Origin of the sequence: Methylobacterium oryzae, from assembly GCF_036441375.1 — a bacterium.
GTDB lineage: Bacteria > Pseudomonadota > Alphaproteobacteria > Rhizobiales > Beijerinckiaceae > Methylobacterium > Methylobacterium oryzae_A.
This window is the reverse complement of sequence record NZ_MLCA01000011.1, coordinates 1-12,291: the sequence shown is the minus strand read 5'-3', so window position 1 is coordinate 12,291 and position 12,291 is coordinate 1. Positions and strand designations below refer to the sequence as shown.

The window sequence follows — 12,291 nt, the reverse complement described above, 5'->3', positions numbered from 1 at the left end:
GCATCGTACGCGTCGCCGCCCGACTTTATGCTCCAGACTATGGCCGAGCTGTTCCCGGCATCACTGCCGCTTGCGTCCGGCACGCGGCGCGGCTGTCGCGCCTATGCCTGTGCGTCGAGGCAGATCGTGTGCGGGTCATATCGGACGGTTGTCGCGTCTCTGATCACCCATGTCGGCATCGTTATCGCAGGGATCCTCCGGCGTCCGGTCGTCGGCCTGGAACCGGCGATCGAACCCATTTCTGGCCAGCCCAAGTGGCGTTGCCACAATCGCTTTTCCGGGTTCTGGCCGCGAATGGCCCTCCGGAGGTGCGTGGTGTGTGCTGACAACGAGAGCCCGCATCCGACAACCAGGCGCGGCACTGCTGGGGACGCAGGCCGTCACTAGGCTGACCCATGAGGCGCAACGAGAAGGACGGGAGATAGCAGGACATAATCCACACCTCGAGCCGTCCCACACAGCGCCTCTCAAGGCTGGCAGCATCACCCCGACAAGGAGAAGGCCGCGGATCCGGTAAGCCCAACCCTGGCTCGCCTCAGGTCCGACGACGACCGCCGCACAAGTCCGCGCTCGAGCCCGAACCACAACCCAGCGAACCCGACCACATAAGCCGCTTCCACCCACCAGCGGAACGCGAACGGGAACATCGCTGGGCCAGAGGGTGAGGGCTAACGGGCTGATCGAGGCCGACGCGGTTCATGCCCGGCCTGGGAGCCGCGACCCTCACGCGATGATCGTCGCGCCGATCACGGCCGCAGCATCCTGTGGAGCGTCGATCGGCTCGCCGATTGGCTCGATCACGAACCCCCACCCGGCGAGCCGATCGACGATGACGAGCCCGGGAGTTCCGAACGGCAAGGGACGATCATCAACGAGCAGACGTCAGCGCTGGGTGCGCGCGTCGACCGTCACGAGGCGACGGGTTCTGAAGCCGCCGCCCGCTGAAGCCGCCCGAGGCCGAACCCCTTGGCCAGCTGCGAGCGCCTCTCGGCATAGCCCGGCGCGACCATCGGATAATCGGCGGGAAGCCCCCACTTGCTCCTGTAGGCGTCCGGGGTCAGCCCGCAGGCAGCCAGATGCCGTTTGAGCGTCTTGTAGGTCTTGCCATCCTCGAAGCTGATCAGCGCCTCGTGCGTGACCGAACGACGGATCGCGGCGGCCGTTGGTCTCTCGACCGGCGTAGCAGCCGCAGCGTTCGAACCGCCGAGGTTGGCCACGGCTTCTCTCATACGAATGATCAGCTCAGGCAGCTCGGAGACAGCAACATGATTGTACGCCACATAGGCAGAGACGATATCGACTGCCATCTGCGTGTAGTCGATGGTCTCTCCGTCGCTCGTCATGGATGTTTGGTCCACCACGCATCTCCATGAAAGACAATATGCACAATGCGATATAACTCCGAGTGTTAGGTGTCAAAACTTTTCTATCACGAACTAACGCTCCGGCACCAGAATGCGACATACAATATGCTGTTGCTGGGCTTAGCTTCATTTTTACCGGAAGTTGCAATCGCCGAAGCCCGGCTCGTGGCCCAACTGCTCCACGCAGCAGGGCCATCATCGTCGCGATCTTCGGCACCGCGCGCCTGCACACGAAAACCGGCTTCAAGATCCTGGCGGGTGCCGCTACCCTCACTCCATGATCGACGCGTCGGTCACAGCCCCTGCCTCAGACACGGAGGCCGCCGCCTCGGCCAGGCCGGCCGCCGGCGCCGTCGTGGCGGGCCGCTACGAGGTCTCCCGGGCCTCCGAGTTGTGCGCACTGCTGCAGGAGCGGCCGCCCGTGTTCTCGATCGCCCCCGGCGATCCGGTCCGGCCGCTGGCGCTCGGTACCCTGCGGGCGCTCACGCGGCTCACCCGTCCAGGTGCCACCGGAGCAGTTGAAGCAAGCTCTGAAGGTCTACTGCCTCGGCCTGGGCTACCTGTGTGCCCTCAGTCGATCCAGCGCGTGGCGGTACGATCTGGCCGGCCACCCGGTGGAGCCGGTGAGCGAGGAGCACCGCACAGGCGCGTGGCGTCAATTCAAGGGCGTGCGGGCGTACAGGGACCGGATCCGGCTGGCACGACGGGCCGCGGAACAGCCGCAGGAAACGCCCGCAGCCGCGTCCGTCGACACTGCGCCGGCGGCCGTGAGCCACCAGCCGGCCTGACGTCAGTCCCGCGCAGTCGACGGTCTGCCCATCTCATGGCAGCGCCATCGCGGTGAAGGCGCGGATCCAGTTGGGAGCGAGGATGTCGCCGCTGTCCGTGATGATCCACGGAGTAGCATCCTGACCGTTGATGGCCTCAGCTGCGGCGTCCAGGGCGGCGCGCAGGGTCGGGAAGCTGCGCATCTCGGCGGCGCGAGCCGGAACATGGCCGGGCCAGAGCGTGAGTTCAGCCGGTTGGTTGAGGTCGACGTGCATCATGAGCCGGCTGACTTGGCGGCGGGTCTGGCCCCTATGCCAAGGACGTGCCGCGCGGGTTCAGCCGAGCGTGTGAGCGGGCCATGAGCCGGCGCATGCGGTGACCAGTTCCACCGCGGCGCCGACCCTCACGCGACCGCCCGGCCGAGGCGTCACGGGCGAACCGAGGGGAACTGGCCCTTGATCGCCTGTCGTCGCGCGCTTGCCCGCCGCGGTGCCGTGCGGTGTCGCGAACGCCTCGAGCACCTGGCGGGAAGAGGCGGCGGTGTAGCAGGCCAAGCTCGGCTTGTCGCCGATCAGCCCACCTGTTGGAGGCGGGTTTGCAGCTGCTCGGCCTCGGCGTGCCAAGCGTCGCGCTCAATCTGCACGGCCGCGATGCGGGCGTGCAGGTGTCCGGCGTCGATGGCGGTTTCCATCAGCAGGTCCTGGGCCTCGCCGAGCTGCACGCGCAGTTCGGCATTCTCCGTAGCCAGGGCGAGGAGCAGGGCCGGCAGGTCATCGCTCCTGTCATGGTGCATCGCGCCGCTCCGGAATCGGGAGCGGCGCGTCTAGCCGAGCCACACACCCGTGTCGACGCACGTCCGCGTGTCGGCGGACTCGCGCGGTCACAGGTGATCGGCCGGCTGTGTGCCGGTGAGCCGAGGATGCTGTGATGGTGGAGGGCGTTCGTCAGACCGTCCGGGCTCAGACCCTCAGCGCATGGCTCTGGCCTTCCCACCACCCTGTCGGATTCTTGAAGGTGTCGCACGATCGAGGTCGCCCGCTGCCCTCCGGCAGCCTTTCGACGGCTGGGTTATCCTCGAATCTACCGGGTTTAGAACTTGAGTATGCGTGCGCTTTGGGGATTTGCACCCTCCCCCCTCAGCCACAGCGGCCTGCTGAGGCAGATGCGCGGGATGGGTCTTGCGGGCGAGGCGCAGCCAGGCGGTCCACTCGGGCGCGATGATGCGGACGATGTTGGTGTCGTTGCGAAAGCCGGTGATGCGCCGCTCCTCGACGGTGAGGAGCCCGAGCTTGCCCGCCTCGCGGATGGCGTTGCGCACGGTGGTCTCGGCCACGCCGACGATCGCCGCGAGGTGACCGATGGCGAGGCGGCAATCGCCCCGGCGGACGGTCTCGGCCGCCACCAGCGCCAGTACCGCCTGCTCGGCCAGGGTGAACCGGGCCGCCAGCCCCGGTGGCAGCCGCCCGGAGGCCGCCCATCGACGACGGCGTTCCATCGACGCGCCCGTGCGCGGGCGTGAGCCCACCGACCGCCTGGGGCTTCCTGGAAGCGCCTGAGGGGTCTCTGTAGTCGCGGCTGCCTGCGGCTCTGCAGGGCTCGACGGCTGCGCGAAACGAGCTGCCTTGCCGGTGAGCATGCGCGCCTCGATCAAGGCTGAGAGGCGCTCGGCCTCGGCCTCGGTGATGTGTCCGTCCCCGAACGCGCGCCAGAGCTGCGCCGTCACCTGAGGCAAGGCGATTCGGCTCGCCGCCTCGATGGCGCGGCGGATCTCGTCTGCAAACATCCCTTCTCGGCCCTCGTCGGGCCACGACAGGTCGTTCCGGGCCGCCGGTTAGGGCGTCCGGTCCACAGGCAAAGCCTCACCGTCGCGAAAGTTGGCGCTTTCGCTTGACGCCCGGGGGCATCTCATGGCTTGTGAGGGGTGCTTACAGCCTCACAGACCGATTTCGGTTCAAACGGCCCTCCAGTTTGGCGACTGGGGGGCCGTTGGCTTTTCAGGGGTCGACTTGCGGCGGCGGTGTCTCCTGATGGTTCCAGCGACTCGCGCGAGGCGATGCGTAGCCGGACATCGCATGTCGGCTGGCGAGCACGGCTAAGTCAACGTTGAGGCTTCGTCCGGATCGTTGAACGTGGTGGGGAGGCCAGAGAGCCAATCGCCACAGCCACAGCGCTGAAGGGCGATCTTCGAGCCAGCCGTATCGGCCCTGCTGGTTTCGTAGGCCGTCTGAGAGATGCCGGGCCAACGCGGTCCTGCAGCGCTCCCCTCCCCTACAGCGCGAACCGCCTCACGCTGCGGCCGTGGACGATGGCTAGGATCAGGATGCCATCCGCCACGACCTCGTACAGGATGACGTGCGCAGCATGCTCGTGCCGGTGCACGCCTGGGCGGATCGCGTCGGCCTTGCGGCCCATGCCGGGGTTGTCGGCGAGAAGCTGGAAGGCATGCTCCAAACCGGCAGCGTAGGCTTCGGCTTGGCGGACACCGAACTGCCGGTAGCCGTGGACGGCGATGTCGAACAGGTCCGCCTCGGCCCTCCTCGTGAGCGTATAGTCACTCATCCAGCATCTGATCGGCCTGCGCGTGCTTCTTCGCCCGTGCGAGGATCTCAGGGACCTTGCGCCGGCTCAGTCCGCTGGCGCGAGCGTCATCGACAATCCGGCGCAGATCCTCGAGCGTCAGTTCGGGATGGGCACGCCGCTCCCGGTCCCGGCGGACGAGATCGCGGACATAGTCACTCGTGCTGGCGTAATCGCCCTGCCTGATCTGCGCCTCGATCCACTCCTTCATCGGGTCGGGCAGAGAGATGGTCATGGTCGCCATGGAGGCCTCGTCGTCGACCTGAGCATAGTCAGGATAAGCATTTTTCACAAATATCCTTATGCCAGCTTGCAGAGCAATCGCCCTACCGGCCACTAGGCCTTAGGCCCCGATGCCTATATGCTCCGATGCCTCTTTGAGCAGTTGCCCTACTAACCAAATGGGCATTTGCGTTTTGGGGATCTAGCGTTAATGGTCCGTTGATCCTTTGGGCTACAGAGCGCTTGAGCTCAGGGGAACAAGGGCAACAGAGGGCTTGAGCAATGGCCGTCATCAGCGTCTGCAGTACCAAAGGTGGGGTCGGGAAAACGACGCTCGTGATTTGCCTTGCCGATGCCTACGCGCGGCAGGGCGGCAGCGTTGCCATCATCGACGCCGATCCAAACGGACACGTCTCTTCCTGGCGAGAGCGCGCCGGTGAGGACTGCAGTGTGGATGTAATCACGGGCGTGACCGAGAAGACGGTCCTCGACCGAATTGCCGATACTGCCTCACGCTATAGCCTCGTATTTGTAGATCTCGAGGGTGCAGCATCGCAGGCAGTCACCTATGCGATCGCCGAAAGCGACTTAGTACTGATACCTTCTAAAATCTCGGGCATGGACCTGCAGGAGGTGTTTCGCACATATGAGGTCGTTCGGCGCGCAGAGAAGATGCTCCGTCGACCAATCCCTGCCCGAGTAGCTCTGACACAGATGTCACCCCTTCAGAGCCGCGTAGCGCAGCATGCACGGCAAGAAATTCAATCCGCCGACATCCCGGTCCTGCGAACAGAAATTATTCAGCGCGCGGCCTATCAAGCGATCCATTTCACTGGCGCCACACCATCGCACCCGGACGGTGACCCAAAAGCCTTGCAGGAGGTTGCCGGAGCCCTCGGCGAACTCCTAGAAATCTTAGCAGTCCAGCAGGAAGAGGCCTGAACGCAATGGCGAAGCCCTCCTTTCAGCCCGCGCCGCGGCCGCGGCCACGTATCTCACCTGAGGACGCACAACAACTCGCCGAGGCTACCGGAGATCTGGGTTTCACACGACCCTCCTCCCCACCGGAGCTAACGACCGAGCCCACTACGTCAGTAGCGACAGAGGCTCAAAAGAGCATGGGTCCGGTTACTCAAGAACCCAAAAGCCCTCTTGCCCCCTCAAAAGCGGCAACCCTGAAATTCGAAGTGCCTGACACAGTTTGGACCGCATTACGTCAGGAAGCGCTGAACCGCCGCGTGACAGTAAAGTATCTCGTCCTCGAGGCCCTGGCCGCAAAGGGCTACAACGTCGATTTGGCTGCCGTGCCGGAAGACGGGCGACGCCTACGATAATCGAGAGAGCCGCCTTGCCGCTTGCGTAAGAGATTTCTGGGCCTGTCGCAAACTCAGCTGCGGGCCATAGGAGAGCTTCTACCGTCCCGCTTTCACGCTTTGTTCGCGGCGGGAAGGCCAAAGCAGTGGGCCAGCAGCTGGTTCTGCTCCCGGACCGTCCACGCGCCGGCAAGGCCGAAGCCTTTGCGCAGCCACAGCATGGCCTCAAAGCCGCAGATCGCCCGCCGTGCCGTGTTGAAGGACCGGAAACCGCCGATCCTTGGCATCGCCCGTTTCACTCGGAAGTGGTCGCTCTCGATGCCCTGCTGCAGGTGCTTGGTCACGTTATTGTCCGGGATCAGACCGGCGGCACGCACGGCTTCATCGGCTCGCATGAACAAGCCGGAGCCGGAATAGTCTGCCGCTTTTGTGTCATCTCCAACGTGATCCGACCGGCGGATCCGGCCAGCCTCCGCTAGGAGACCTGCTTGGACCATCCAGAGAAAGGCCGACGCCTTGGCGCGGTTAGCTTGGTCGGCTAGGTCGCTCGCCACGTCAGATCCGCCTCATGTCAGGCCCGGCCTCGGCCAATCGTGACATCACTGGTGTCCCGACCCTTCAGCGCGAACCGGATCGGTTTCCGGGGTTGGGCGTCGGCGTCGAGGCGGGTGGTTGCTGTGCAGCGGGCGCCGGAGCCGAAGCTGGCGGCGAGGGCCGGAAGGCCGGCGGAGGTGCTGGTCGAGTAGGGATTGTCGCCGGCCCCATAAGACCGCCCCGCTTGACGTACCCCTCGGTGAGAACGCTGCGGTTCACCGTAGCTCCATCCTGCGCCATTGTCGGACGGTTTTTGGGTTGATCGGTCATTGTGTCTTGCCTCACGGCCGATGGGGGAACTCGATATGGATCGTTTCGGCCTTTCGCGAAAGGTAGAGAAGCGGCACGTCGTACATCAACTTGCCCGCGAAATCGTACACCTCGACGTCCCGTAGAACCAACTCGCGGATGCCCTCCCGCTCGGAGAAAGCGTTTACGAACCCTGCGTAGACCACCTCGTGCTCAAAATCACGGAAGTGCGCGAACTGAACGGCCGGTGCGCGGCTATTGAACGTGAAGTCCCAAACATCCTCATCACCGTAGCGCCTCGTAGCTCCAATGAGCTGTAAGAAGCGCGCCATCCACTTGTACGTGTTGGCGTAAAGCCATAGCACCGCCAGCAAAAAGCCAACAACAGTAGCAAAAAAGATCTCTTTGATGATTGAAGGCGTAAAAAACGCTGAAGCCTCTAACTTGACGACTTCGTAAGGCCACCCAATCAGTGTGAAGATCGTATATACAATGGCATGACATGTTAGACCAAACAAGAATGCTCGAACGAAGAATTCGGTATCTGACGGCTTTGTCTGCCGTGTCCAGCTGGCATCTATTCGCGCCCAGACAACTCCTGGCAGAAACAGAATTGCCAATTGAATAATGAACGTGTCAAGTTTCAATTCCGCCACCCGTACTATATTAATTCTGATCTCTATCAGAAATAAAACGGACTATTGTCGGTAGGTATTTTTGGACCTGTTCGCGATCGCTGTCTTTCTCTGCGTCGCTTAGCTCGGCATAGGGCGTTTCGATTTGGCGTTCCCATTGGTCGACTAGGTGGGCGGGGAGAACCAAAGAACCATCAGCCTGCTTCTCCGCTTTGCCATGCATGTATCGTTGCCAGTGCGCCCAGCGCTCGTGTTCAATCGCAGCGAGTTCCTCGACGAGGCCACCGAGAGCGTCGGATACGGATTGATCACTCATTCCACCCCCTAGATCATTCCGGACTCGACAAGCTTTCGATAATGCTTGCCTAGGACGGTCAATTGGCACGCCTTACTCTGCATCGCAGCATGCCACATGTGCGGCGCATCCACTGGAACAACTAAATTTACTTTGACGAGATTTTGAAGAATTCGGAAGATTTTATTTTTCGCCGCATCTGGGGGCGGGATTGTAGGATCGGCCAACTGTTCAGTGTTCCGTTCCGGTTCATAAGCCGGGTCGAGGGGAAACTCGAAATCGTCAGATGGGAAGAAAGTGGCGAGCTGCATCAGCTCGCCATAGTCGATTGGCGACTGGACGGTCCTGAGCGATATGAACGATTGAACGTTGGTTTTGAAAACAGGCCGCTGAGAGTTGGGCCCGAGGGATTGATCGATATGGGCGTAGATGCTGCCCGGCGTCACGTCGCCGACGAGGTTGGCGGCACCTCCGTTCAGCGCGTCCACAAAGAGCGTCGTGAAGACACCGCCGCCGCCATAGGCCTCCATCGCAGATTGCATGGCGGTCGAAGCCGTGAGGATCGTAGTCCCCTCTTCAAGCTCAGCCGTCCGTTTGTGGCCGCCCCGCGTGCCAGCAGCCCCGCTGTGGCAGCTATCAAGAATGATGATCCGATTGGTCGCGGGCGACGTGTTGGCGAACAGGACCAGATCGTTCAACGCCAGCCCATCGTCCCCGCTCTCGGAGTCGCTGGAACACAGGTATCCACCCGTATCCTCGACGTAGCCGTGCCCGGCGAAGTAGATCAGCGCTATCTCCGCCGGCTGCTGAAACAGCTCGCGTGCCGCCTGCTTGAGTTCGGCCTTCGAGATGAGGGATCTGGGCCCATCGCAAAGCATCATCTTCGGTTGCTTGAAGTTCGCCCTACCGTCACCGTGGCGCTCAAGAACGCCCTTGACCGCGAGCGCGTCCTTGACGCACCCGCCCAGACCCTTGATGCGCTCGTAATGATCGATACCAATAATGAGTGCCCGCCGCATAGCCAGTCTCACAAACCGTCGATAAAGCTTGTAATGTTTACATCGCTCCACTCAACCGTCTTTATACCAGCAATGCTTGCGCGATCATTAGAGTAAGCCCAGATCCCAAGGATCGGTATACCCTCTTCTTTCGCACATTCAATTTCCCACTTCTGCCCCGTCGACGCGGCTGAGTTCTTGCTGACGAGAGCTATAACGCCGTTCGACCGCTTGATCCGAGTGCGAACCTTATCCTTCCAGCCGGTAACGTATGCATCCTTCACCGACATGTCGATGAACTCGTATGGAGACCGAGGATGCAGACGTTGCCCCACAAAAAGGTCGCGTTGCCCCTCATCCTCGATGGCAAAAGCAATAAAGACCACCTTCTTATCCGCCATGAGCTACCATCTCCGTCCGAGCTGTGTTCACTTTATGTCCCCTAACAGCCGCACCCCGCAAAGGTTGCATCTCACTCGTGACGGTTGCAGAGCATGACCTCCGGGCGCGTCAAGCCGCACCCGGTATGGGGACTAGACAGCAACCAGCTCGGCGAGTTTTGCCGCAACCTGTGCCATCGACTCCTCCGAAGTGCTCAGCCCACTACGGGATGCCAGCATTGGGCTAACATCGTTCAGATCTTCAAAGCTGGCCCCATGTAAGATCGGAACGAGCCGCTCACCCCTGAGAAGGACCGCGAGTTCCTTGTCCGCGATGCCTTCTGCTCGCAGGCGGTTTAGAAGAGCTGGTGTCACCAGCACGATCCCAACTTTCGAGTTCGCCAACCCTTTGTCGATAGCTCGCATCAATGGGACGCCGAGGCTGACGTTCTGCTGACTGAACCAGACTGAAACGCCTTGTGTAGCCAATAATTCATGTAGTTCTTTTGCAGAGTCCTGCCGGTCATCCCAGGCGTGACAAAGGAATGCATCCCAGAGTTCGGGCTGCCGTTCTGCAAGAACTTCAACTTTCTCGCGGATTGGCGTCAATGCCCGCACTTGAGCGGGCGTGTAGATCACAGTCGAACCGCCCCGCGACCAGCGCGGCCTCGAACTGCTACTTGACCGACCACCTCCACTCCGACCACCGCCACCGCTGCCACCTGAAGAGTACGAGGGCGGGCTGTAAGATGTGGGATAGGACGGTGCGGAGGAGTATCGTGATCCGTAGCGAAATCGACCGCCACATGCTGGACAGTCTGCCGCGGCACTATCCGACCGATGGCCATATACTGGTGCGGTGCATTTCGCCATTTCTCACCTACGCATGTGCAAATTTTATTTCTTTATTAGTCGCGGATCATAAGTCCACTTACGGACTTTTTGTGCTGTAATACTCGATGCATCTGAGTGCAACGGGTTTATTAAAACATTAAATTCCTCTGGGATAATCACAGAGGGTATGACTAGTAGCGCCGAACTTTTGCGTCCGAGCCAATTCGTACCGAAGTCGATGCTTACTTTACCTGCTGGCTCCGCATCCCAGCCTACAGCTAACGTTGCAACGGTCTCTCGTTGCGCAGCGTTCCATATGGGGTCGGGCACCTCGATTTCAACCAAATAACGATTTAGGGGCAGCCCCCCTGAGTTGAGATGAACAACGGTTTCGAGGCAAGCAAGGCCTCTGCTCGTCGAGCTGTACGTGACTGGCGTCCCGGCAGCATTCCAGCGCCCGCCAGTTTTTTCCGAGCCGGCTCCGGTCATATCATCAGCGGTATATGCGGGCGTATCCGCTGCGATACGCCAGAGGGACCGACTCATGCGTATGCTCCACTTTGCATCTGAGCAAGAGCTTGAGCAACCAATGTCTGACCTTCCATGGTATCAAGGAAGTTCATAGGTGCATCGCCAAGAGCTGGTAACGGCTCTCTTAGCCATCTTGATAGCCAAGACGCCGCATCAAAACCTTCTGGATCTCCGGACTCTTCAACCATAGCTTCAATTTGTCCCAAAAGCTTTGCGAGACCAAGAACTCGCTCGGCATCTCCTAGCGATAAGTTTTCATTCTGCGCCGCCTTTTTATTTATAGTTGCTGTTTTTATATTCAAAGCTCGAAACATATTTTTTTGATCCAAATGCATCATACCAAGAATGTATTTTGCGCTTTTTGCAGAAAAACCCCTCTTTATGATTGCAATGCGCTCAACTGGAGGCGTTCGATAAAAGTGCAGATAGTCGAATGGCCTGACGGGGGCCTTTTCGGACTTTGAAGCCGGTGCTGTGGCGTTTGGCATGCGATGCTCCTTTGAGCATATAGATAGCTATTTTGAGCACGGGCACAAGCCGTAGAAGGACCGCCGCGGCATTCCGTTGGGGCTTGCTCTAAAGGAACGGCAGCGGCTGGAACGGTCACGCTCCGGGTCGACCATCAGGTGCCGGTTTGCGTGAACAGGTCGAGCTGACCAGGCACGACGCGAGCACGTGAGCGCGGTGCCGAGCCAGAGGGCTTCGCTCTCGGTATCGGCAGAACTGGCAAGGCGACGCCCGGCTTGCCGTACAGCACCGCCCCGACAATCCGGCACCCATCACCGCGGTGGAACACGTTCACCGTATGCGGCCCGGCCCGTAGGATCTCCTGCATCAGCGGCTCGTCGAGGCTAAGGTCGGACAAGGTCGTGAGCAGGCAGGTGAGGCCCGCCACCTCAACGGCGAACGACTGGAATTCCGCGGCCCGCTGTCGCCAGACCTGAGAGACGGCGCCGACGCTGGTTTCCGGAAACGGGTTCGGCGCCGGCTGCGTTGCGGCCTGGGCGACGAAGGCGGCGATCAAATGCCGATCAGCGATGTGGTCGGCGGCAAGCAAGGAGGCGGTGAGCAGACGGGGGCTGATCGGCATGGTGCTCCGGCTATCGGGCTCAGGGGCGGGCAGGGGCGCCTGCGGGCTGCCAGCTGACTCCGTCAGCAGAGAAGGAGGGTGGGCTCCGACAGGCCGGGTGCTCAGCCCTTTGCGGCCACGCTGTTGGCACGGGCACGGGGGAAGTAGCTGTAGAAGGTGTCGCGATTGACGCCGAGCCGCTTGGCGATCTCGGCGACACTGATCGTGCCGGCCGCCAGCATGGCCCGGGCCGCCTCCAAATCGGCTTCCTTTAGCTTCCTCGGCCGGCCCCCCTTGCGGCCGCGGGCGAGAGCCGCCTTCAGGCCCTCCATCGTGCGCTCGCGATTAAGGTCGAGGAAGTACTCGGCCATGGCGCCGTGCATCTGCAGGGCGAAGCGGCCGTGGGCGGTGGCGCTGTCGAACTGCTCGGTGAGCGAGCGGAAGTGGACCTCCTTCACCCGC

Annotated in this window: 18 protein-coding genes and 1 pseudogene; 2 read left to right on the top strand and 17 right to left on the bottom strand. The window is 61.5% G+C overall.

Going from position 1 to position 12,291, the window contains the following annotated elements; all coding sequences use genetic code 11:
* Nucleotides 1-723: 723 nt before the first annotated feature.
* Together MOTC310_RS22705 and MOTC310_RS22700 are read right to left on the bottom strand one after the other, a co-directional pair.
* Entirely contained in the window at nt 724-858 is a 135-nt protein-coding gene (locus MOTC310_RS22705; protein ID WP_331303407.1) for a hypothetical protein, read from the bottom strand.
* Nucleotides 859-908: 50 nt separating this feature from the next.
* The gene (locus MOTC310_RS22700) at nt 909-1,343 is read right to left on the bottom strand and encodes a Ros/MucR family transcriptional regulator (protein WP_331303406.1); all 435 of its coding nucleotides are present in this window, start codon (nt 1,341-1,343) and stop codon (nt 909-911) included.
* A 539-nt stretch (nt 1,344-1,882) separates the two neighbouring features.
* On the opposite strand from MOTC310_RS22700, the gene MOTC310_RS22695 reads away from it, so the two are divergent.
* A complete protein-coding gene (locus tag MOTC310_RS22695; protein ID WP_331303405.1) occupies nt 1,883-2,152 on the top strand; it encodes a ProQ/FINO family protein in 270 nt (89 codons plus the stop codon).
* A 33-nt stretch (nt 2,153-2,185) separates the two neighbouring features.
* Here the strand turns inward: MOTC310_RS22695 and MOTC310_RS22690 are convergent, their stop codons facing one another.
* The 5 genes from MOTC310_RS22690 to MOTC310_RS22670 form a co-directional block, all read right to left on the bottom strand.
* Nucleotides 2,186-2,410: a hypothetical protein gene (locus MOTC310_RS22690; RefSeq protein ID WP_331303404.1), complete on the bottom strand. Its 225-nt coding sequence runs from the start codon at nt 2,408-2,410 to the stop codon at nt 2,186-2,188.
* A 293-nt stretch (nt 2,411-2,703) separates the two neighbouring features.
* A complete protein-coding gene (locus MOTC310_RS22685) occupies nt 2,704-2,925 on the bottom strand; it encodes a hypothetical protein (RefSeq protein WP_331303403.1) in 222 nt (73 codons plus the stop codon).
* A 174-nt stretch (nt 2,926-3,099) separates the two neighbouring features.
* A complete protein-coding gene (locus MOTC310_RS22680) occupies nt 3,100-3,915 on the bottom strand; it encodes a helix-turn-helix domain-containing protein (protein ID WP_331303402.1) in 816 nt (271 codons plus the stop codon).
* Between the two features lie 485 nt (nt 3,916-4,400).
* Nucleotides 4,401-4,691: a type II toxin-antitoxin system RelE/ParE family toxin gene (locus tag MOTC310_RS22675; protein WP_331303401.1), complete on the bottom strand. Its 291-nt coding sequence runs from the start codon at nt 4,689-4,691 to the stop codon at nt 4,401-4,403.
* Complete coding sequence (locus tag MOTC310_RS22670; protein ID WP_331303400.1) at nt 4,684-4,953, bottom strand: type II toxin-antitoxin system ParD family antitoxin; 270 nt, start codon at nt 4,951-4,953, stop codon at nt 4,684-4,686. Before MOTC310_RS22670 ends, MOTC310_RS22675 begins: the two co-directional genes overlap by 8 nt.
* Before the next feature lie 260 nt (nt 4,954-5,213).
* Between MOTC310_RS22670 and MOTC310_RS22665 the strand changes: the two genes are divergently transcribed.
* Nucleotides 5,214-5,873, top strand: a complete 660-nt coding sequence (locus tag MOTC310_RS22665; RefSeq protein ID WP_331303399.1) for a ParA family protein — start codon at nt 5,214-5,216, stop codon at nt 5,871-5,873.
* A 484-nt stretch (nt 5,874-6,357) separates the two neighbouring features.
* Here the strand turns inward: MOTC310_RS22665 and MOTC310_RS22660 are convergent.
* From MOTC310_RS22660 to MOTC310_RS22615, 10 genes and pseudogenes are all read right to left on the bottom strand, one after another.
* Nucleotides 6,358-6,693 (bottom strand): annotated as a pseudogene (locus tag MOTC310_RS22660) (DDE-type integrase/transposase/recombinase); the annotation flags it as partial.
* A 426-nt stretch (nt 6,694-7,119) separates the two neighbouring features.
* Nucleotides 7,120-7,743, bottom strand: coding sequence for a DUF6338 family protein (locus MOTC310_RS22655; RefSeq protein ID WP_331303398.1), 624 nt, complete (start codon nt 7,741-7,743; stop codon nt 7,120-7,122).
* 10 nt (nt 7,744-7,753) lie between these two features.
* Nucleotides 7,754-8,038, bottom strand: coding sequence for a hypothetical protein (locus MOTC310_RS22650; RefSeq protein WP_331303397.1), 285 nt, complete (start codon nt 8,036-8,038; stop codon nt 7,754-7,756).
* An 8-nt stretch (nt 8,039-8,046) separates the two neighbouring features.
* Nucleotides 8,047-9,036, bottom strand: a complete 990-nt coding sequence (locus MOTC310_RS22645; RefSeq protein ID WP_331303396.1) for a caspase family protein — start codon at nt 9,034-9,036, stop codon at nt 8,047-8,049.
* 8 nt (nt 9,037-9,044) lie between these two features.
* Nucleotides 9,045-9,416 carry a TIR domain-containing protein gene (locus tag MOTC310_RS22640; RefSeq protein ID WP_331303395.1) on the bottom strand — a complete coding sequence of 124 codons (372 nt, stop codon included), beginning with the start codon at nt 9,414-9,416 and terminating at the stop codon, nt 9,045-9,047.
* Between the two features lie 132 nt (nt 9,417-9,548).
* The gene (locus tag MOTC310_RS22635; RefSeq protein ID WP_331303394.1) at nt 9,549-10,034 is read right to left on the bottom strand and encodes a toll/interleukin-1 receptor domain-containing protein; all 486 of its coding nucleotides are present in this window, start codon (nt 10,032-10,034) and stop codon (nt 9,549-9,551) included.
* 258 nt (nt 10,035-10,292) lie between these two features.
* A complete protein-coding gene (locus MOTC310_RS22630) occupies nt 10,293-10,775 on the bottom strand; it encodes an RES family NAD+ phosphorylase (protein ID WP_331303393.1) in 483 nt (160 codons plus the stop codon).
* Complete coding sequence (locus tag MOTC310_RS22625; RefSeq protein ID WP_331303392.1) at nt 10,772-11,248, bottom strand: antitoxin Xre/MbcA/ParS toxin-binding domain-containing protein; 477 nt, start codon at nt 11,246-11,248, stop codon at nt 10,772-10,774. Before MOTC310_RS22625 ends, MOTC310_RS22630 begins: the two co-directional genes overlap by 4 nt.
* 134 nt (nt 11,249-11,382) lie before the next feature.
* A complete protein-coding gene (locus MOTC310_RS22620) occupies nt 11,383-11,850 on the bottom strand; it encodes a hypothetical protein (protein WP_331303391.1) in 468 nt (155 codons plus the stop codon).
* A 101-nt stretch (nt 11,851-11,951) separates the two neighbouring features.
* Nucleotides 11,952-12,291: helix-turn-helix domain-containing protein (locus tag MOTC310_RS22615; RefSeq protein WP_331303390.1), on the bottom strand; the 340-nt coding region annotated here is incomplete at its 5' end.